25 protein-coding genes, 1 tRNA gene and 2 pseudogenes are annotated in these 18673 nt (G+C 64.3%); 15 read left to right on the forward strand and 13 right to left on the reverse strand.

Translation table 11 applies throughout. From position 1 onward, the window contains the following. Window positions 1-323: 323 nt before the first annotated feature. From AC1DYW_RS15965 to AC1DYW_RS15975, 3 genes are all read right to left on the reverse strand, one after another. Window positions 324-397, reverse strand: a tRNA-Gln gene (locus AC1DYW_RS15965). Between the two features lie 97 nt (window positions 398-494). Further along, entirely contained in the window at window positions 495-785 is a 291-nt protein-coding gene (locus tag AC1DYW_RS15970) for a hypothetical protein (protein ID WP_457152616.1), read from the reverse strand. 135 nt (window positions 786-920) lie between these two features. After that, on the reverse strand, window positions 921-1214 hold the full coding sequence (locus AC1DYW_RS15975; RefSeq protein WP_477226866.1) for a hypothetical protein: 294 nt from the start codon (window positions 1212-1214) through the stop codon (window positions 921-923). On the opposite strand from AC1DYW_RS15975, the gene AC1DYW_RS15980 reads away from it, so the two are divergent. The 3 genes from AC1DYW_RS15980 to AC1DYW_RS15990 all read left to right on the forward strand — a co-directional run bounded on the left by AC1DYW_RS15980 (window position 1177) and on the right by AC1DYW_RS15990 (window position 3202). Further along, window positions 1177-1524, forward strand: a complete 348-nt coding sequence (locus AC1DYW_RS15980) for a hypothetical protein (RefSeq protein ID WP_477227093.1) — start codon at window positions 1177-1179, stop codon at window positions 1522-1524. The genes AC1DYW_RS15975 and AC1DYW_RS15980 overlap by 38 nt on opposite strands. Window positions 1525-1678: 154 nt before the next feature. Next, window positions 1679-2755 carry a sensor histidine kinase gene (locus tag AC1DYW_RS15985; protein WP_477226867.1) on the forward strand — a complete coding sequence of 359 codons (1077 nt, stop codon included), beginning with the start codon at window positions 1679-1681 and terminating at the stop codon, window positions 2753-2755. A gap of 156 nt (window positions 2756-2911) precedes the next feature. Further along, window positions 2912-3202 carry a hypothetical protein gene (locus tag AC1DYW_RS15990; RefSeq protein WP_477226868.1) on the forward strand — a complete coding sequence of 97 codons (291 nt, stop codon included), beginning with the start codon at window positions 2912-2914 and terminating at the stop codon, window positions 3200-3202. A gap of 21 nt (window positions 3203-3223) precedes the next feature. On the opposite strand, the gene AC1DYW_RS15995 is transcribed toward AC1DYW_RS15990, so the two are convergent. The 5 genes and pseudogenes from AC1DYW_RS15995 to AC1DYW_RS16015 all read right to left on the reverse strand — a co-directional run bounded on the left by AC1DYW_RS15995 (window position 3224) and on the right by AC1DYW_RS16015 (window position 4907). Continuing rightward, a complete protein-coding gene (locus AC1DYW_RS15995) occupies window positions 3224-3469 on the reverse strand; it encodes a DUF982 domain-containing protein (RefSeq protein WP_095091371.1) in 246 nt (81 codons plus the stop codon). Between the two features lie 13 nt (window positions 3470-3482). Continuing rightward, a complete protein-coding gene (locus tag AC1DYW_RS16000) occupies window positions 3483-3719 on the reverse strand; it encodes a DUF982 domain-containing protein (RefSeq protein WP_095091372.1) in 237 nt (78 codons plus the stop codon). Between the two features lie 126 nt (window positions 3720-3845). Further along, window positions 3846-4290 (reverse strand): annotated as a pseudogene (locus AC1DYW_RS16005) (GFA family protein). 102 nt (window positions 4291-4392) lie between these two features. Further along, window positions 4393-4677 (reverse strand): DUF3606 domain-containing protein, encoded by a 285-nt coding sequence (locus tag AC1DYW_RS16010; RefSeq protein WP_245331371.1) that lies wholly within the window; start codon window positions 4675-4677, stop codon window positions 4393-4395. 38 nt (window positions 4678-4715) lie between these two features. Beyond that, window positions 4716-4907, reverse strand: a complete 192-nt coding sequence (locus AC1DYW_RS16015; protein ID WP_095091787.1) for a hypothetical protein — start codon at window positions 4905-4907, stop codon at window positions 4716-4718. Window positions 4908-5125: 218 nt separating this feature from the next. Here AC1DYW_RS16015 and AC1DYW_RS16020 point away from each other — a divergent pair, with 218 nt between their 5' ends. Further along, window positions 5126-5584, forward strand: a complete 459-nt coding sequence (locus AC1DYW_RS16020) for a DoxX family protein (RefSeq protein WP_457152621.1) — start codon at window positions 5126-5128, stop codon at window positions 5582-5584. Window positions 5585-5681: 97 nt separating this feature from the next. Beyond that, complete coding sequence (locus tag AC1DYW_RS16025; RefSeq protein ID WP_457153818.1) at window positions 5682-6119, forward strand: VOC family protein; 438 nt, start codon at window positions 5682-5684, stop codon at window positions 6117-6119. Between the two features lie 141 nt (window positions 6120-6260). On the opposite strand, the gene AC1DYW_RS16030 is transcribed toward AC1DYW_RS16025, so the two are convergent. Beyond that, window positions 6261-6566: a hypothetical protein gene (locus AC1DYW_RS16030; protein ID WP_457153819.1), complete on the reverse strand. Its 306-nt coding sequence runs from the start codon at window positions 6564-6566 to the stop codon at window positions 6261-6263. A gap of 116 nt (window positions 6567-6682) precedes the next feature. After that, entirely contained in the window at window positions 6683-6952 is a 270-nt protein-coding gene (locus tag AC1DYW_RS16035; protein WP_457153820.1) for a hypothetical protein, read from the reverse strand. Window positions 6953-7459: 507 nt separating this feature from the next. On the opposite strand from AC1DYW_RS16035, the gene AC1DYW_RS16040 reads away from it, so the two are divergent. The 4 genes and pseudogenes from AC1DYW_RS16040 to AC1DYW_RS16055 all read left to right on the forward strand — a co-directional run bounded on the left by AC1DYW_RS16040 (window position 7460) and on the right by AC1DYW_RS16055 (window position 9987). Next, the gene (locus AC1DYW_RS16040) at window positions 7460-7954 is read left to right on the forward strand and encodes a hypothetical protein (protein WP_477226869.1); all 495 of its coding nucleotides are present in this window, start codon (window positions 7460-7462) and stop codon (window positions 7952-7954) included. Next, window positions 7947-8354, forward strand: coding sequence for a hypothetical protein (locus AC1DYW_RS16045; protein ID WP_477226870.1), 408 nt, complete (start codon window positions 7947-7949; stop codon window positions 8352-8354). The genes AC1DYW_RS16040 and AC1DYW_RS16045 overlap by 8 nt, the downstream gene beginning before the upstream one ends. After that, window positions 8296-8940 (forward strand): annotated as a pseudogene (locus AC1DYW_RS16050) (terminase large subunit domain-containing protein); the annotation flags it as partial. The gene AC1DYW_RS16045 and the pseudogene AC1DYW_RS16050, both read left to right, overlap by 59 nt. 291 nt (window positions 8941-9231) lie before the next feature. Further along, complete coding sequence (locus AC1DYW_RS16055) at window positions 9232-9987, forward strand: phage terminase large subunit family protein (protein WP_477226871.1); 756 nt, start codon at window positions 9232-9234, stop codon at window positions 9985-9987. A gap of 260 nt (window positions 9988-10247) precedes the next feature. Here AC1DYW_RS16055 and AC1DYW_RS16060 read toward each other — a convergent pair whose 3' ends face one another. Beyond that, entirely contained in the window at window positions 10248-10619 is a 372-nt protein-coding gene (locus tag AC1DYW_RS16060) for a nuclear transport factor 2 family protein (RefSeq protein ID WP_477226872.1), read from the reverse strand. A 139-nt stretch (window positions 10620-10758) separates the two neighbouring features. Here AC1DYW_RS16060 and AC1DYW_RS16065 point away from each other — a divergent pair, with 139 nt between their 5' ends. Continuing rightward, complete coding sequence (locus AC1DYW_RS16065) at window positions 10759-11328, forward strand: hypothetical protein (RefSeq protein ID WP_477226873.1); 570 nt, start codon at window positions 10759-10761, stop codon at window positions 11326-11328. A gap of 434 nt (window positions 11329-11762) precedes the next feature. Here AC1DYW_RS16065 and AC1DYW_RS16070 read toward each other — a convergent pair whose 3' ends face one another. After that, complete coding sequence (locus AC1DYW_RS16070) at window positions 11763-12380, reverse strand: class I SAM-dependent methyltransferase (protein WP_477226874.1); 618 nt, start codon at window positions 12378-12380, stop codon at window positions 11763-11765. A gap of 310 nt (window positions 12381-12690) precedes the next feature. On the opposite strand from AC1DYW_RS16070, the gene AC1DYW_RS16075 reads away from it, so the two are divergent. Both AC1DYW_RS16075 and AC1DYW_RS16080 read left to right on the forward strand, forming a co-directional pair. Further along, complete coding sequence (locus AC1DYW_RS16075; RefSeq protein ID WP_477226875.1) at window positions 12691-14478, forward strand: portal protein; 1788 nt, start codon at window positions 12691-12693, stop codon at window positions 14476-14478. Beyond that, window positions 14475-14798 carry a Bbp19 family protein gene (locus AC1DYW_RS16080; RefSeq protein WP_477226876.1) on the forward strand — a complete coding sequence of 108 codons (324 nt, stop codon included), beginning with the start codon at window positions 14475-14477 and terminating at the stop codon, window positions 14796-14798. The genes AC1DYW_RS16075 and AC1DYW_RS16080 overlap by 4 nt, the downstream gene beginning before the upstream one ends. Window positions 14799-14948: 150 nt before the next feature. Here AC1DYW_RS16080 and AC1DYW_RS16085 read toward each other — a convergent pair whose 3' ends face one another. After that, a complete protein-coding gene (locus AC1DYW_RS16085; protein ID WP_477226877.1) occupies window positions 14949-15269 on the reverse strand; it encodes a YMGG-like glycine zipper-containing protein in 321 nt (106 codons plus the stop codon). A gap of 313 nt (window positions 15270-15582) precedes the next feature. Here AC1DYW_RS16085 and AC1DYW_RS16090 point away from each other — a divergent pair, with 313 nt between their 5' ends. The 3 genes from AC1DYW_RS16090 (at window position 15583) to AC1DYW_RS16100 (ending at window position 18220) form a co-directional block, all read left to right on the forward strand. Next, entirely contained in the window at window positions 15583-16155 is a 573-nt protein-coding gene (locus AC1DYW_RS16090; protein WP_477226878.1) for a hypothetical protein, read from the forward strand. Between the two features lie 121 nt (window positions 16156-16276). Beyond that, window positions 16277-17188, forward strand: a complete 912-nt coding sequence (locus AC1DYW_RS16095; RefSeq protein ID WP_477226879.1) for a hypothetical protein — start codon at window positions 16277-16279, stop codon at window positions 17186-17188. A gap of 42 nt (window positions 17189-17230) precedes the next feature. Further along, window positions 17231-18220, forward strand: a complete 990-nt coding sequence (locus AC1DYW_RS16100; RefSeq protein ID WP_477226880.1) for a Coat protein — start codon at window positions 17231-17233, stop codon at window positions 18218-18220. The last annotated feature ends 453 nt before the right edge of the window (window positions 18221-18673 follow it).

Here is an 18673-nt window from a genome sequence, read left to right on the forward strand (position 1 = left end):
TATCGGCGCTTGGATTCATCGGGCTTGCTTAATAGACCACGAAGCGCACCCTTCCAGTCGCCGGCTGCTGCCGGGCTACATTGTCGGCGTTGCCCTTGCTGACTGGAGGCGCTGGCGCTTACGTACGTGGTGGCCGCAAGGACGCGCCACGCCAGCGTTTAGCGCAAAACGAGAGGAACCGATCCGAAGACCGTCGTTAGCGTAACATTCAGAAAATGGATTCTGTGGGTTGCTTTTCGGGTCTCTTGTCGGGACCGCAGATTGCGGATTGGGTCTCTTATCGGTACCGCCGCCACGAATTTTGTCTAAGTCATTGATTTTCTTGGTTCCCGCTCATGGGCTCGAACCACGATTCACGCCTTCAAAGGGCGCTGTCCTACCATTAGACGAAGCGGGAAAATGCAACCTGCGCCGACACCCCTAGCCGGTTCGCGCGCCGGGATCAACGCGATCCTCTTGTGATCGGCCACTGGCGGTCGGCAAAGCCGTCGCCGTCACGGGAGACGGCCAACCGGCTCGGCGCACCTGTGGACCGGGCAGCGACCGTCACGGGTCGGGACATAGGCCGACGTCGGAGCGTCGGGCCAGTCGCATTCGTTGCCGAACTGCCTGACATAGCGGTCATAGGTGTTGGGGCCGGTGGTCAGCACCACGGCGCGGCGGCTCTGGATCAGTTGTTGGAGCTGTTGGCAGCTCATTGTGCGGGTGTCGGGCCGGGCCTCGGTGAGACCGGTCGCGGCAAGCAGCATCGCTACAGTCGTCAGGGCAGTTCGATGGATGGGCATGGTGGTTACCTCAGCGGTTCACGTACCAAGCAAACGTGTCACGCAAAACTCGCATCCCGCCAGCGGTTCCGCAACAGCGCGATCCTATTTTAATCGAGTAACTGGCGATCGGCAATTGGCGGCAAGCCGTCGCCGTCAATCCGGGAGATCGCCGATCGCCTGGTCGCAGCGGTAGACCGGGCAGCTGCCGTCACGGGTCGGGACATAGGCCGACGTCGGCACCTCCGGCCAGTCGCATTCGATGCCGAATTGCCTGACATAGCGGTCATAGGTGTTGGGGCCGGTGGTCAGCACCACGGCGCGGCGGCTCTGGATCAGCTGCTGAAGCTCCTGGCAGCCCATCGTGCGGGTGTCGGGCCGGGCCTCGGCGAGGCTGGTTGCGGCAAGCAGCATGGCCGCTGTCGTCAAAGCAATTCGGCGGATGAGCATGGCGTACCTCAGCGTTTCACGTACCAAGCAAACGTGTCACCCGAAACTCGCATCCCTTCCAGCGGTTCCGCAACAGCCAGTTGGCCGTTTTTTGCGGCGCAACCAAATGCCGCGTCGCGCATTGCTGGGGATGGACGGCAGGAAACCCTACGAGACCCCGCAATGGCCACCCGGAGACGAGGATCGCGAAGCCATGTGTTGTTCCTTTTGCGGCGGCCGCGACCACCGCTACGAGGATTGTCCGCAACGGGATCCCGACGCCGATCCTCCGCTTGACGCCCCGGACGACGCCGCCCCCGAACCGAACTGATTGCGAAGCTTTTGGTCCGCGCACTTCGGTGGCTGTCGCCGCCGGCCAAGGAATGTCGCCCGTCGATTGCAACCAAACGCGCCACCATGCATTGCTGGGCATGGGGTGGAACGTTGTCACGCCGTGAGAGCGACGTGACGGGGGAAGGTGGGCAATGACAGATTTGGCAAGCATCGATGGTCCGCTCGACCCTCCCGCCGACGCACGGCTGGCGGCTATCGTCGATTCATCGTTCGACGCCATCATCAGCAAGGATTTGAACAGCATCATCACCAGCTGGAACGGGGCGGCGCAGCGCATGTTCGGTTACACCGCCGAGGAGGCTGTCGGCAAATCGGTGCTGATGCTCATTCCCGATCACCTCAGGGATGAAGAGGTCGATATCATCAGCCGGGTTCGCAATGGTCAACTCGTCGCCAGCTACGAGACGATCCGGCGACGCAAGGATGGCGGGTTCATTGCCGTATCGCTGACCGTCTCGCCGATCAGAAACGCAACGGGCGAGATCGTCGGCGCCTCGAAGATCGCCCGCGACATCACCGCGACCAAGGAGAGCGAGCGCCGGATCAGGCTGTTGTTGCGGGAGGTGAACCATCGCGTCAAGAACCAGTTCGCGGTGATCCTCTCGATGGTCAGGGAGACAAGCAAGCGCTCGACCGATCCGCGCGAATTCGAAGAGCTCATCCGCTCCCGCATCATGGCGCTATCGCGGTCGCACGACCTGCTGGTCAACTCGGAATGGGCGGGTGCCAGCCTCTTCGACCTCATCCAGGAGCAGCTCAAGCCGTTCGGCCACGAGGCACAGGTATCGCTGTCGGGACCGCTGCTGACCTTGCAGCCGAACGCCGTGCAAAATCTCGGCATGGCATTTCACGAGCTTGGCACCAACTCTTCCAAATATGGCGCGCTGGCGGTCGATGCCGGGAGGCTCGAGATCACCTGGCAGATCGCCGCCGGTGCTTCGGGCAAGCGGGAAATCCATCTCGTCTGGGACGAAACGATGCCGGTGCCTGAAGGCGACCGGCCAGGGGGACGGCAAGACGAAGCCACGCGCAAGGGCTTTGGCACGGTCGTCCTGCAGCGGGTCGCGCCGCAATCGCTGAACGGCTCGGCGGTCCTGGAGCGCAACCCGGGTCGTGTCAGCTGGTCGCTGACGGCGCCGGTGGAATCGATCGTCGTTCCGCAGCTCGGCGCCGAAATGGCTGCCGCGGAGTCGTCTTTCGACCTGTGAGGGTCCGGCCCGGTCGGTTCACCTAACCTTTGGGGCGCTGCATCGGCTTGAACTCAACCCGGCTTCGCCGACGGCCAACCTTTTCCATCGACAGGCGTTGTCCCCGTGAAGGGAAGGGTCGCCGCGAGCGGCCGTGACGGGAACAAGGAGGCCGAGATGAGAATCCTCGCCATCGTGCCATTCACCCTGCTGGCGCTGTCGGCAGCGGCGCAAACGGGCCAGCAGCAGGACCCTGGGTCGCAGACCGACAAATGCCGGGTCCAGACCGAACAAGGCGCAAAACAGCAGCCTGGCAGCGACAATCTGACGGACACGCTCAATGACTGCGGCGGGGTGCTGAAACCGCCGGCCACCGGCGATCAGGGGATGGCCACGCCGGCCCCCGATGAAGGCAAGACACCGGTCATCAAGCCGGGCGAAGTGCCGGCCCAGCCGCCGGCACAGTAGGAGGCACGGCAGCCGAAAGGATTAGCGAACCAGCACGCCGGCCTGGTTGCACAGGGCAACGAAAGCTTCCTGCGCCTGGGCGGCACCCGCCTTGTTTTCCAGCGCCGCTTCGACCTGCTCGCGCGCGGCCTGATAGAACGGGCCGCGCTCGGCCTGCGGCCAGTCGATCAGGATTTCGCTGGCATCCTTCAGCGTGGTGATGTCGCGGATCGTGTCCGAGCCATGCGGCCTGATCCGCATCGGTGTCGACAGCATCGGCTCGGCCATTCCTGTTTTCCCGCTAATGGAGGAGTTTTGCTTCGCGCGCGGCGTCGACCATTGCCCGCATCGCCTTTTCCGGCGGCGTCCAGCCATCCAGTGCATCGCGGCAGCTGCGCAATGCCGCCCGGTAGCGCCGGCCCTGGCCCGCCGGCCAGTCGCCGAGGCATTCGAGGCTTTCCCAGGCACTGCGCACCACGCGCTCGCGCCCGGGGCTAAATTTCAGTCTGATCGGATGGGGAAACATCTTGTCGTTCAACGGTCGTCTCCTTGACTGGTGCATGCCGTCCGAAAGTGCGCGGAGGTTTCGGGACGACATGCACAAAACGAGGCGCCGGTTAACGTCGGCAACAGGGCAGGGTTCCCTGCCTTCGAGATCAAAATTTCAGTCGCCCGCAACGGCGTCCGACAAGGGCCTCGGCGGCGGCAATTCAGCGGCGTTCGCCGTTGGCCGGTCATGCTCGAACTGCTCGGTGCCGGGCAAGGCATGCAGCCATGTCTCGCGCCGGCTGGTCCACAACTCGTATTCGGGCATGAGATCGGTCGGCGCGATGTCGAGGCTGCCGATCATCACCTCGGCCTCGTTGTCGTCGACCCAGGCAACACGACCGCCGCAAGTCGGGCAAAAGCTTCGCGTGCCATAGGAACTGACGATGCCCGTCGTCTCGAAGGCCTCGCGCGGCCAGATGGCATAGGCCCGAATAGACCGAGCCGCTGGCCTTGCGGCAGTCCTTGCAATGGCAGAGCCCGATTCTGAGCGGCGCGCCGTGGACCTCGAACTGCACGCCGCCGCACAGGCAACTGCCGGTCCTGCGTATGGTGTCGGACATGATGCGACCTCCATCTTGTCAGTCTGCTGCGGGGCCGGGCGGGACAGGAGATCGTCCCAGATGTTTCGTCCAGGACAAAGCCCCATCCCGATCCCATTGGACCTAGCCGCGGGCCGCCATATGGGCGTCGAGCTTCTTGCGCGACGGCCCATAGCGCTTGATGATGGTTTGCGCCTCGCTTGGCGGAATGCCGTATTTCCGGGCAAAGGCGGCGACCTCGTAAGGCTCCTCGCTCGAAACCAGCTTGCGGTCCTGCTTCGTCTTCGACTTGTCGTCAGCCATTTCAGGCCTCGCTTTCTGTTGCCGTGGAAACGCGCAGCCGTCGGCGCCCGATTCCACGATCAACAGGACATAACACAGATCGGCCGTCGCGAGTTCCAAGGCCACGACAATATCGCCGTGCCGCCGGCCTTGCCGCTATGGCATCAGGCGGGCGTGAGGCGCTTGGCGGCGAGATACATCAGCGCCGACGCGGCCTGTCCGCGCTCCCAGCCGGCGGCCTCGACCTTGTTGAGCAGCGCGTCGAGATGCGGGACGAGCATCTCCCTGCATTCCTGTTCATAGGCGGCGCTCGTCACCGGATGTTGCGGCGCAGCGATGGTCAATGCCTTGGCCATGTCCTGTTCCCCGTTTGAGTGCGGCGCCATCATAACATCAGCCGGCAAAGTGAAATCGGTTTTGCCGCAACAGTGGATTCAACGGGTTAGAGGTGTCTTGGCGCCGGGGCACGGCGCCTGCATCGGGGATTCCCACAAAAAATCTGGCTGATGTGTCGGATTTGGCGCCGGTCGCCCGTCCTTGGGCCGGAGCCCATTGCAATCCTGGAGAAAAGACCATGTCGTCGCAAATCATTCAGTCGCAAACCACTCAGTCGCAAAGCATTCAGGCACCGTGGCAGACCGCGGCACTTCTCATCGCCCGCCTGATCTTCGCCGGCGTCTTCCTGATGGCCGTGACCTTCAAGTTCATGGGTATGGGCGACACCGCCGGCTATATCGCTGCCGCCGGCTTTCCGTTTCCGCTGTTCCTGGCCTGGTGCGCGGCGCTGCTGGAAGCCGCGCTCGTGCTGTGCTTGCTGACCGGCGCCTTCTTCACGCCGGCGGCCCTGGTCGCCGCCGCCTATGTGCTGTTCCTCGGCTTTTCCTTCCACGGACCCAGCCACTGGGCCGGCAACCAGGCCGAGTTCGGCTTCTTCATCGACCATTTTTCGTTCATGGCCGGACTGCTGTTCGCGGCGGTGCATGGCCCGGGCAGGGTGCTCTCGCTGAATCCAGGATGGCCGGGCCGGGCGTAGGCGCAGGAGCCCGTCGCTAGCCCCGGATCAACCATTTGCTCACCTGGCAAGCAGTTTATGAGTTTACGGCCTAGACGAAACCCTTGGAGATGGACACATGGCGCTCAAACGGATGGACAATGTAGGGATCGTCGTCGATGACCTCGGTCAGACGATTGATTTCTTTCGCGAGCTCGGCCTCGAGCTCGAAGGGCGGGCCACGATCGAAGGAGAATGGGCCGGACGTGTCACTGGACTGGGCGATCAGCGCGTCGAGATTGCCATGATGCGCACACCGGATGGCCACGGCCGGCTCGAGCTATCCCGCTTCCTCGCGCCACCTGTCGTCGCGGATCACCGCAACGCCCCGGTCAACGCTCTGGGCTACCTCCGCGTCATGTTCACCGTGGACGACATCGACGAGACGCTTGAAAGGCTCCGCAATCGCGGCGCGCAGCTCGTCGGCGAAGTGGTCCAGTACAAGGACGTGTATCGGCTCTGCTACATCCGCGGGCCTGAAGGGCTGCTCATCGGACTCGCCCAAGAACTCGGCTGAGCGCAATACGACGACAATGACGAAGGGCGACCAGGGGTCAGAGAGCGCGTTCAGGCATTCCCGTGGTCTCCGCTACGCCTTGCCGGGAGCCAGGCCCAGGCGCGCGACCATCCCGCAGCGGCAAGCCCGCGTTGGCGTCCTTCATATCTGGTCGTTGTAGGGCTCCTTGATCTGGCCGACCATGCGGGCGAGCTTTGAAAAGGAGGGCATGTCCGCCTCCGGCTGGCATTGATTGGCCAGTTCCAGCAGCCGTATCGGAAAGCTGACGGCGTCGCGGCTTGACGCGGACATGCCTTCGGACCGCTCCTGGCTGATTTCGCCGGCCTCGGCCTTGCGCAAGGCCAGGTCTATTTCCTCCGCCGTCAGCACCCCCTTTTGGACCAGGAGGTGGTTGATCGACGCGACGGCCATCAGCAGGCCTTCGAGTTGCAGATTGGCGACGTTCATGGCGATTGCTCCCGTGGCTATGATCGAAAACGCGCCAGCGGCGTTTCCGCTCCGGCGGTGAGGGCAGGGCGTAGTCGAGGTCGCAAAAGATCACAGAGCTGGCTGCCTGGAAATGCCTATTCCTGCGTCAGGCGCTCGCCATATTCGCGCCACAGCGCTTTCACGTCCAGACCCCCGAGGCGGGGGATCGAGGGATCTGCCGCGGCGATGGCGACGGCACTGATGTCGTATTGGGGGTAGGCGTGGGCGACGAAGCGGATCGCCTCGCCGAGCGAGCGCACGCGGATGATCGGGTCCGCCTGTCCCTGACCGGTGCTTCGCACACCCGAAACCGTGGCCGGCGCATGCCGCACCCTGAAGACGGATGCCATGGTTGGTCTGTCCATCGCCCTCTCCTACAAGGCCGTACGACGCGAATCATTCCATGAGCTTCAGCTAACGGTCTCACAGATGTCGGCTTATGAAAAGTCGACACGAAAGTCTGGCCTTGCCGCCCGCTCGCATGCCGATCGGGTTGTCCGGTGAGGGCATGCTATTGATTTGGGTATGGTGTTGATTTGCGCCAACGACCTCCAGACCCGCCGCGCCGGTGGGTTTTTTGTTTTTCGGCTGCCCTTCAGCGATGCGCGGGAGCTTGGTTGGCGGGCGTCGAAAAAGGGCTTATAGGAATTTTTTCTCAGAAAATCGTTGACTGGGTGAGGGCAGCTATGCTACATATTTGTCCATGGTGCTGATTTGCGCCAACGACCCGCCGCCGAGGCGGGTTTTTTGTTTCTGGCGTCTGTCTATCGATGCGCCCTTGAAAACCACTTGAACGTTGGCAGGACAGAGGGGGGCGTGACGGAACGCCATCCTTTGCCCGACGACCCTTCGCAATATCCACGAGAACTCCCATGCGCCGCTACGCCACCATCATCACCGACGATGACGGCCGCGAGGTCGTCAGCGCCATTGGCGCGTTCGAGGGGGCGGCGCCGCAGCCGCGTCTCGGGCTCATCGAACAGGTCGCGCCCGGCGTGCTGATCGGCATGGTGCGCGGCGGTCCGGTCGATGCGGCCGGCGGCTTCGGCTTTGGCCTGGGATCGCTGGGTGGCAGCGACCTGGCGATCGGGGCGGCACGGCTGATGAAGCGGCTGCGCCTTGCCGGCCACTCTGGTGCGGCGGGTTCCGGCGTGGCGAGCTCCAAAGCGGCAACACCAGCCGGCGCGACAGAGACGGAGGCTGGTCCGGCCAAGCCGGCTCGGGCAGCCGGCAAGCCGCGCAAGCGCCTCGCCCGATCAAAATCCAAAGTGGCGAAATCGAGGGTAAAAAGAACCGCTCGATCAAAATCCACGGTGGCGAAATCCAGGACGACCGCGGCAAAGACCACAGGGGGCGAGCATGGCTGACAAACCGCCGCCGGCTCGCTGGGCGCCGAAGCGCCGTACCGCGACGCCAGCCACCAAGCCCGCCGCAAAGCGCCAGCCGAAGCGCGCGAAAAAAACTCTCGGTGATGATTTCCTGGCCGCGGTGCGCGCCGATTTCCGCACCCATGGCGCCGGGGTCATTGCCGAGGTGCGTGCCGACAAGCCCGACCAGTATCTGAAGATCGTGCTTTCGGTGCTGCCCAAGGATTTGCCAAAGGGTCTGCATGTTTCCATCAACCAACTGGACGGCTTAAGCGATGACGAGATCCGCAGCCGTATCCGCGGCCTCGAAGCCGCCCTCAAGCCGTTCCTCGAAGACCTCGATGGCGAAGACGGAATATCTGGCGCTGCTGGCGGAACTGGACCGCAGGCGCCGCACTAACCAGCTTGCCGCCTACCGGCCCTATGCCAGGCAAGCCGAGTTCCATGCCGCGGGCGCGCAGAACCGCGAACGGCTGTTCATGGCCGGCAACCAGCTTGGCAAGACAAGGGCCGGCGGCGCCGAATGGGCCATGCACCTGACCGGCCGCTACCCCTCGTGGTGGCGGGGCAAGGTCTTTGACGGCGCGGTTCGGCTGTGGGCGGCTGGCGTGACCGGCGAGGGCACGCGCGACAACCCGCAGCGCGTGCTGGTCGGCCCGCCGCAGCAGCAGGCGGCCTGGGGCACCGGCATGATCCCGGCCGACGCTATTGTGCACACCATCATGGGGCGCGGCGCGCCGGGCGCGCTCGACAGCGTCGTGGTGCGCTGGGGCGGCGGCGGCGACGTGCAGGCCGATGAATCGGTGCTGTCGTTCAAGAGCTTCGAAAAGGGCCGCGAGAAATGGCAGGGCGAGACGCTGCACGGCGTCTGGTTCGACGAGGAACCGCCGCTCGACATCTATTCCGAAGGCCTGACCCGCACCAACGCCACCGGCGGCATCACCATCGTCACCTTCACCCCGCTGCTCGGCATGTCGGACGTGGTGCTGTTGTTCCTGTCGGCGGAGGAGGTGGAGGGAATGGGGAAGGGGTGAGGACGCAGGACTTCCCTTCTCCCCCTGTGGGAGAAGGTGGCCGAGCGAAGCTCGGTCGGATGAGGGGTGTTCCAGCTGGGCAGTGAAGGCATTTCTTCCAGCACCCCTCAACCGTCTCGGCGCTGCGCACCGATCCACCTTCTCCCACAAGGGGAGAAGGAGAGACCCGCCGCGCCTAGCTCGAAAATCGCGCCTAAACAAAACGATACCCCTTCGCCTCGCAAGGTGATTCAGGAGTTCACCATGACCCGTCACGTCACCTTCATGACCATCGACGATGCCGAGCATTATTCACCCCAGGAGCGCGCGGCGATTGTCGCCGCCTATCCGGCGCATGAGCGGGAGGCGCGTGCTCGCGGCATTCCGGTGCTGGGCTCCGGCCGCATCTTTCCGGTGGCCGAGGAAATGATCGCCTGCGCGCCGTTCCGGCTGCCGCGCTACTGGCCGCGCATCGGGGCGCTGGATTTCGGCTGGGACCATCCGTCGGCCGCGGTCGAGCTTGCCTGGGATACCGAGGCCGACGTCGTCTATGTCGCGAAAGCCTGCCGCGCTTCGCAGCAGACTCCGGCGATGCAGACGCTGACCCTGAAGCCATGGGGCGACTGGCTGCCCTGGGCGTGGCCGCGCGATGGCCGCCGCGAAACGCTGGAAGGGGCGGGCGTGGCGCTTGCCCGGCAATATTCCGCGCACGGGCTGAACATGCTGACCCGCCACGCGCAGTTCCCCGACGGTTCCGTCTCGGTCGAGGCCGGGCTGATGGAGATGCTCGACCGCATGCAATCCGGCCGCTTCAAGGTGTTTTCGACGCTTGCGCCCTGGTTCGAGGAATTTCGACTTTATCATCGCAGGGACGGCCAGGTTGTAAAACTGCGCGACGATCTGATGGCGGCGACCCGTTATGGCGTGATGATGCTGCGGGAGGCGATGGTCGATCCGGCGGAGTTCAGGAGCTCGCGGCGACAGGCGAGGCAGAGTGATCCGCTGGGGGAATTTAGGTGAGGGCAAAGTGCCACGTGCTTCGTCATCCTCGGGCTTGACCCGAGGATCCATGCCGCGACTTCCAGCGTCGCGACGGCACAGAAATTCTGCGCCGCTGCATGCGTCGGCCGAGGTCACGGCATGGATCCCAGGGTCTCCGCGACGTCGCTTCGCTCCTGCTTCGCCCCGGGATGACGAAGTGGCGAGGCTTCGGCCGCCATGCCGTCCATATCGTTCCCGCCGCTTCGAATAGCTGCGATGTCTCGAATTGATCCCGTGGGTCACTCCACGATTTTCCAGTAAGAATCCTTGCGGATCACCTTGCCGTCGCGAAACGTGTAGAAGTCGCAGCCTTGGACTTCCTTTCTCACACCCTCGCGGGTGGTGCCTGTGAGGGTCCATTTCGAGATGCCGGTATCGGCGGCCGCGTCGGCAAAATGCTGGCCGTTGCCGTAGTGGACATCGGGCAAACCGTCGAAGCGTGTCGCCAGCGCGTCTCGTACATTGCGTTTGCCCTCGCAACGCGTTCCCCAGGGCTGGCTCCCCCGCGGCATCTCCAGGACGCAATCCTCGGCAAAGAACGCCATGATGCGATCGAGATCGTGCGCGTTGAAGGCGTCGCATAGCTCCGTCAGCGTCGATCGAATGTCCATTCGCCCGTCTCCTCCAGTTGTCGGTAGCCTGCGTGTTCGATGTCCGAAGTAGGTCACTGGCGACAGGGCCGGTCAAGTGCGCGGGCCTTCGAGACTCCGCCCGAAAGCGGGAAGCGCACCCCATCGCTCTGGCCAGTTCATGACCCTCCGCATCGTCCCCGCCACGCTGCGCGATCTCTCCTACATCGCCGCCAACCTGCGCGCGGAAGACCGCGCCGAGATCGACTGCCAGATTGACCAGTGGTCGCCGGCGCTGCTGGCGCTAACGGCGTTGCAGGGGTTTGCCTATGTCGCCGAGCTCGACGGGAATCCGGAGGCCGGCTTTGGCGCCGCCGAACAGCGTAGCGGGCTGTGGATCGCCTGGAGCTGGGGCACGCGCCGCATGCGGCGCTGCGTGCCTGGTATCACCGAATTCTTTCACACCGTGCTGGCTCGCCAAGTCGCGGCGCGGGGCGCCTGGCGGGTCGAGGCCCGCGCCTTGGCTGCCAATGAACTGGCGCTGCGCTGGCTTGGCCGGCTTGGCGCCACGCAACGCTGCCTGCTGCCGGGTTACGGCAGGAACGGCGAAGATTTTTTCCTCTATGACTGGACAAGGGAAGGCTGGAACCATGTGCCTGTTTCAAAAGCCACCGGAACTGAAACCGCTGCCGCCGACGCCGACGGCCGAGGACAAGGATGTGCAGGCGCGCGAGGCGGCGCTCAGGGCTGAGCTCGAACAGCGCCAGGGAACGCTGAGCACCATCAAGACCGACCTCGCGCCGGCAAGCCTCACCGGCCAGCGCCGCGTGCTTCTGGGGCTTTAGACCATGACCGCGATGAAGCGCAGTTTCAGGAAGCGCGTGCTGGCGTGGTGGTATTGGCGCCGGCATGCGCGGTTGATGAGAAGGCGGGGGTGAGGGTCAGCTGATCTCCCCCCTTGCGGGGGAGATGCCCGGCAGGGCAGAGGGGGGTGGGAAGGATCGCCAACCTTCCCATATCTCACTCTCAACGAAAGTCGGTCGAAGGCAGAGTTGTGTTTGGCTGATAGGCGGGAGGGACAGCACCCCCCTCTGTCCTGCCGGACATCTCCCCCGCAAGGGGGGAGATTGGCAGCTTCGCCGCTGCTGTCCGTCGAGAGCTGTCGCGCCCCTCGATGCTTATAGCTCACCCCTTCTTGGCAAACGCCCAGACCATCAGCGGGTATTCCTCGTCGTTGCTGAGATCGCGCCACAGGCCGTAGGCGCGGACGGGGCCGCCGATGTGGGCCCTGGCGCAGGCCTTGTTGCCCCAGCCGTGGACCTTGACGCTGGCTTCGGAAAAACCGCCATCGACCATCAATTGCTTGAGGCCGGCCGGTGTCCACCGGTTGTAGTCGTGCGGCCTGGCGTGGACGCGGAACAGGAAGGGCGTCGCCACCATCGCCCAGCCCCCGGACCGGGTCATGGTGTGGATGTTCTGCACCGCCGCCAGCGGCCGCCGCACATGTTCCAGTACCTGGTCGGCGATGACGATGGAATATTGCTCGTCGGTGCGGTCCTTGCAGATGTCGAAGGCGGGGAAATCGACGCAGCGGTAGTTGGGGCACATCGCCCGCCAGGTGCGGTTCCAGCCGGGCGAGATCTCGATCACGTCGGCGGCTTTGCGGTTTCCGGCTTCGAGGAAGACGGTGAACGCCTCGATCTGGCGGATGCGCAGCCAGTTGCGGGAATCATAGCCAAGCAGGCGTTTGGCCACCTGTTTGCCGCGGTTCTTCAGGGTGCCGGCAAGGCTTGTCGTCGTCACATCGACCTCCTCCAAAACCCGCCGCGAGAAACTCGTAGTACCGCCAGGTGGGCAAAAGATGACAGGGGCGATTGAGAGGCTGGCGATCCTTCACAGCCCCTCTGTCCTGCCGGACATCTCCCCCGCAAGGGGGGAGATTGGCGGCTTCATGGCCTTACTTTTCCTGCAACGTTCGCGCTTGGAGAAGGCGGTCGCGACGTCCGATCTCCCCCCTTGCGGGGGAGATGTCCGGCAGGACAGAGGGGGGTGCTGTCCCTCTGCATTTCCAATCAATCGGCAGCCCCGCAGCGCCAAACAAGTGAGACATCCCATGACCGATTCCCGTGCCCGCGATATCCTGTCCCGCCAGTCCGAGCTCGAGAGCGAGCGCAGCCAGTATGAGGCGGTGTGGGAGCAGGTGGCGGAGTTCTGCGATCCCGACGCGCCCGACATATGGGGCGGCCGCCGCGGCGGTGGGGCGGGTTCGCAGGCCGAGCGGCAGGAGCGGCGGGGGGCGCGGGTCTACGCCAACACCATCAACTCGGCCGCCAACCGGCTTGCCGCAGGCCTCGAAAGCCTGATCATTCCGCAGTCGGAAAAATGGCACGGCCTGTCGACCGCCGAAATGAACGACGAGGAGACCGACGAGGAAAAGGAGTGGGCGGAATCCCTGCGCGATTTCCTGTTTTCGCTGCGCTACTCCGCCAATTCGAACTTCGTGCCGGCGACACAGGCCTGCCTGCGCAATGTCGTGCGCTATGGCCCGGCCTATCTCTATGCCGAGGAAGGATTTGGCTCGACGCTGATCCGCTATGCCTCGATCCCGGTGGTCGAAGGCTATCTCAGCCGCAACCGCTGGGGCCAGGTCGACATCTTTCACCGCCGCTACGAGCGCACCGCGCGGCAGGCCGCACAGCTGCTCGGCTATGAAAAGCTGCCGGTGCGCATCAAGATGCTGGTCGACGATCCGGCCAAATGCGAGACCAAGATCTCGCTGGTCCAGTGCATCCAGCCGCGCGACGAGCGCAAGATGTACAGGCTGGGCGACCACACACAGTATCTCGACACGGCGTTTGCCTCCTACCACGTCATCGAGGACGAGGAGGAGATCGTGCGGGAAAGCGGCTTTCGCACCTTCCCGGTGTCGACCTTCAACTGGCGCCGCTACGAGGGCGATCCGTACGGCATCTCGCCGACCATCGAGGCGCTGACCACCGTGCGCGAGGAAAACGCCGTGCGCCGGTCGGGCTTGCGCGCGCTGCAGCAGATCACCGATCCGGCCACCGCCTCGAAAGCCAGGCTCGACTATGTGCCTGTGCTCAGTCCCGGCGAGAACTATCCCGGCCTGATCGACGACAATGGCAGGCCGCTGATCGCGCCGATCTCGACCGGGCAGAACCCGACCTATGCCTTCAACTACGCTCAGAGCCGCGCCGACGAGATCCGCGACATGATGTTCGTCAACCTGTTCCAGACACTGGTGCAGAACCCGCAGATGACGGCCACCGAAGCGCTGATCAGGCAAGAAGAAAAGGGCGCGCTGCTCGGGCCCTCCGGCTCGATCATCCAGGCCGGCTTTGCCACCAATCTCGACCGCGAGCTCGGCATTCTCGAGGACAAGGGGCTCTATGACGAAGACAGCCGATTCCTGCCGCCGGCGAGCCTCGCCGGCAAGGCCGTGCGGCCGACCTTCACCGGCCCGCTTGACGTGCTGCGCCGCTCGGCCGAGGCGCGCGACACCATCCAGGTGGTGACGACGGCCATGCAGATGGCGCAGTTCGATCCCGGCGTGATGGACAACATCGACAGTGACGAGGCGATCAAGATCGTGCAGGGCGCCGGCCGCAGCCCGCAGCGCATTTTCCGCCGCAGGCAAGAGGTCGACAGCCTGCGCGATGCCCGCGCCAAGGCAAGCCAGGCTCAGGCCGGCATGGCGGCGATCGCCAGCGCCGGAAAGGCGGCCAAGGATGCCGTGCCGGCGGCCGTGCAGGCGCGCGACAGCGGGCTGCTCGACGGGTTGCAAGGCATGCTGCAGGGACACGCCGGGCCGGCTGGTGAAGGTGTACAGGGAACATCGGGAGCGGCGGGTGGTCGGGGCGCTGCGGGTGGCGGCGCATGAGCCACAAACGCTTCGCCCATTCCGAGCAGGCAGGCGGCCCAACCAAGGCACGCGAGGCGCTGGCCAAGGCGTATCTCAGGGTGTTTTCCGGCACCGACGGCGAGATGGTGCTGGCCGACCTCGCGGCGACGGTCGGCTACTACAGGCGCCCATCCTATGGCGAGTGGATGGCGCGGACCCGCACACCCAACGGCTTCGAGCTGCACAGCGCGCTCAGCAACGCACGCGCCGAAGTGGTGCAGCACATCATGGGATTTCTGACGCTGGACGAGGCGCAGCTGGTGGCGCTGGAGAACGCGGCAAGGGCGGAGGAGGGGTAGGAACGCTCAAGCTGCGTCCCTCTCCCCGTTCACGGGGAGAGGATGCCGGCAGGCAGGTGAGGGGCGGTGCCAGCATTTCGCAACATGGCGCTGCCCCTCATCCCCCTACCGGGACCTTCCCCCCGTTGAACGGGGAGAAGGGGCTAACGATCAATAATCGCCGTTATAATACCGGTCGTCGCAGGGCGCGGTGTAGATGCGGCCGTCGCGGTCCTGGTAGCGGCACATCTGTTCGCCGCGGCGCTGCGGTTGCGGGGTGGTGGCCGAGCCGACGACCGCGCCGAGCAGCGCGCCGCTGGCCGCGCCGATGACCGTGCTCTTGGTGTTGCCGCCAATGGCCTGGCCGACAAGGGCACCGCCGGCGCCGCCGATCAGCGCGCCGGTTCCGGCTCTCTGCTGGCCTTCGGTCTGTGCGCAGCCTGCAAGTGCTGCGGTCATCAGCAAGGCGGCGATGGCTTTGTGAAAGTTCATATGAAGTCTCCCTTGAATGCCTGAAATCCCTATCGCTCGCCACGTGCCGCCGCATTGCGGCGGAACGGGGGCACCAGGCCTCACGATATAAGACAGGGTTTCTCGGGCGTTGATGGATCGAGGCCCGAAAACACCTCATGCGAACAAGGCGGTAGCGCCGATCCTTGTCAGAATGATTCAGCCTTTGCCGGTTCGGCCTGGCTGCGCCCGGCCCTTCGCTATCGCTCCGGGCGTTCGTCGTTTGGAAAGCCAAGCAATTGGCTTCCCATGCGCTGCGCGCACCACTCCTCACTCAAACAATGGAGACATACCAATGACCCGAGGTCTTCCCCGCACACTTGTTCGCGCCGCCGCCCGCGACGCCGGCCTTGCCCCGCCGAAAGCCGGCCTGAAAGCCGTCACATCAGGGCAGGGCGGCGCCTTCCGCACCGTCTTTTCGTTCAGTGCCATGCCGGTGCCGGTCACGGACGCGCTGGCCTATGCCAGCCAGAAGATCTTCGACTTCGCCGACGGCAAGGTGCGCATCAAGGGCGGCACGGCAAGATTGCAGTTCGCCGTGCTGACGGCGCGCGCGGCGACCGTCAACGACAATGCAGCACTCACCTGGTCGCTCGGCTCGGCGCCGGCATCGAGCGCGACATTGGCCTCGACCATGGTCAATGTGCTCGCCGCCACCGCTCGCACGCTCGACGGCGCCGGTGCGGCACTCTCCACCGCCTCGACCGCCGACATCGCCGCCGCCGCGACTCTGGATGGCACCGCCACGCCGGTCGATCTCTATCTCAACCTCGCCTTGCCCACCGGCACCGATATCGATGCCGACGGGACGATCGCGGTGACCGGCACGATTACGGTGCTGTGGGAGAACTGGGGGGATAATATCTAGGCGCGCCCACAAACATAGGCGATTGACGCAAGCGGCGATGACGGCCGATCTCTTCTCTCGTGGAGGGAGATTGGCAGCTTTGCCGCCGGCTCTTTTCTAACCCCTCACAAAGGAACATCACATGACAGATCTGGCAGACGCCGGGTCCGTGGCGGCGCGTGCGCAGCCGGCGGGCAACCCGGCACGGTCACCGGCCGGTGCGGACAACGGGTCCGCCGCGCCTGTCGGCCAAAGTTGGTTTGACGGTCTTTCCGAAGGCAACCGCAAGCTCGCTGAAACCAAGGGCTGGACCAAGCCTGAAAGCCTCGATCGGGTTTTCACATCCTATGCGGAGCTGGAGCGGCAGCAGGGTGAGAGCCTGCGCATTCCCCAGCCCGACGCATCCCGGGAAGACTGGGACCGGTTTCATGCCCGGCTGCCCGAGGCGATGCGTCCGGTCACCTCGTCCGAAAAGGTCGAGTACCGGCGCCCGGAAGGGTTGCCGGAAAATTTCGCCTATTCGGACGAACTCGCCCAGGCGTCCAAGGCCTGGGCGGTCGAAGCCGGTGCCTCGCCAAGGACCGCGCAGGCCTATCACGACAAGTTCGTCGGCTACATGGCCGAGCAGGCAAAAGCACAGGAGATCGCGCTCGCCCGCTCGGTCGAGGCCACCCATGACGACCTTGTCAGGGGTTGGGGGCCGACCGACAGCGACGGCTTTCGCCGGAAGCTCGAGGTCGCCAACCGGGCGATGAAGAAGCTCGGCCTGGTCGACGCCTACAAGGCGAAGGGCATCCTTCTGCCTGACGGGGCGCTGACCGATCCGCAGATCGCCAAGGCGTTCCACGCCATCGGCGAGGCGATGTTCACGGAAGACACCATCGACGGCGGCGCTGCTTTCAGCGGAGCCAATCCGTTCAAGCGCAACGCCGCCGGCGAACGCAACATTTCGGCGATTTCAGCCCTCGTCAAAAGCGACCCCGCCCGTGCCCGGAGGCTGGCCCGCGAAGCCGGTGAGAACCCGGATCGGTGGATGCCGAATAATCCTCGCTGACTTTGAGAGATCACCGCTAACCAACGCAAAAGGAAGAGAAAAATGGCAGATGCCTACACCCGTATCGCGGACGCGATCGTTCCCTCCGTCTATGCGCAATATGCGTTCGAGGAACATGTCCAGTCGCTCGAAATCTACCAGGCCGGAATCCTGTTTTCCGATCCGGCCATCGCCTCGAAACTGTCGATGGGCGGCCGCTCGGTCGACATGCCCGGCTGGAAGGATCTCGGCAACGACCCGTCCGAGCCGGTCAATGACGATCCGGCCGATTCGATCGAGATGAAGAAGATCGGCTCGCGCCGCGAGGTCGCCGCCCGCAATGTCCGTGCCCAGGCGTGGGGCGTTCCGGACCTGACCTCGATCCTGGCGGGTGACGATCCGCAGAAGCTGATCGTCAAGCGGCAGACCGAGTACTGGCAGCGCGCCAACAAGCTGACCTTGCTCGGCATCCTGAAAGGCGTCGTCGCCGACAACATCGCCAATGACGGCAGCGATCTGGTGCGCAGCACCGGCGCCTCCATCGTCGACACCGACATCATCGAGGCCGCCTATCTGATGGGCGACCGCGCCGACAAGTTCAAGACGATCTGGATGCACTCCAAGCAGATGAAGGCGCTGAAGCTCGCCGACCTCATCGACTATGTGCCGTCGTCGCAGCAGGGCGGGCCGCTGATCCCCTATTACATGGGGCTGCGCGCCGTCGTCGACGACGACATTCCCGTAGTGGCCGGCGTCTACACGGCGTTCATGTTCAAGGACAAGGCGATCCTGTGGAATGAGTTGCCGGTTAACACCGAGGGCGGGCCGCTGGAGTTCGACCGCAAGCCTCGCCAGGGCCATGGCGGCGGCGTCACCGAAATGGTCGGCCGCCGCCACTTCGTGCCGCATGTTCCCGGCACCCGCTTCCTCGACGCCGCCTCGGCCGGCGAATTCGCCACCGATGCGGAACTCGCGCTGGCGGCCAACTGGGACCGCACCGCGTCGAGCGTGAAGGCGATGACGTTCATCGCGCTGAAGACGACCGAGGCCTGATCAAACGGGCGAGGGGCGGGGGCGACGAGCTCCCGCTCCCTGCACGAATAGTCGAATTGTAAATGGTGACGTAACTGTTTCCTTGCCGAGGGCAGCTAGAATGGCGGTCTACTGCGGTGCGAGAATATTAATTTGAACTGGTTCTTTCCTGCCATCATCATAGGCCTTGTCCTGTCCGCGCCGTTTCAATTGTACGGAGGCCATCTTCTCGGAGAGGAAATCGAGGCTGACCCTCCAAGGGGCAATTCCCTGTACTCGATGCTCTATTCAATCTCGAGTTGGGCAAAGTATGGCGCTCTCAAGCGACAGGCCGACCGGGGCGATCGTTTCGCCTGGTGGTGTTTGCTCTTGTTCGGCTTGCAGCTGGTATGGTGTGCTCTCGTCGTCTTGGCGTTGTTCTCCACCATGATTTGGCACAAGTGGCTAATCTGACAGGCTATAGCCCGCCAGCTC

Source organism: Mesorhizobium sp. P2_D5 (assembly GCF_056404355.1).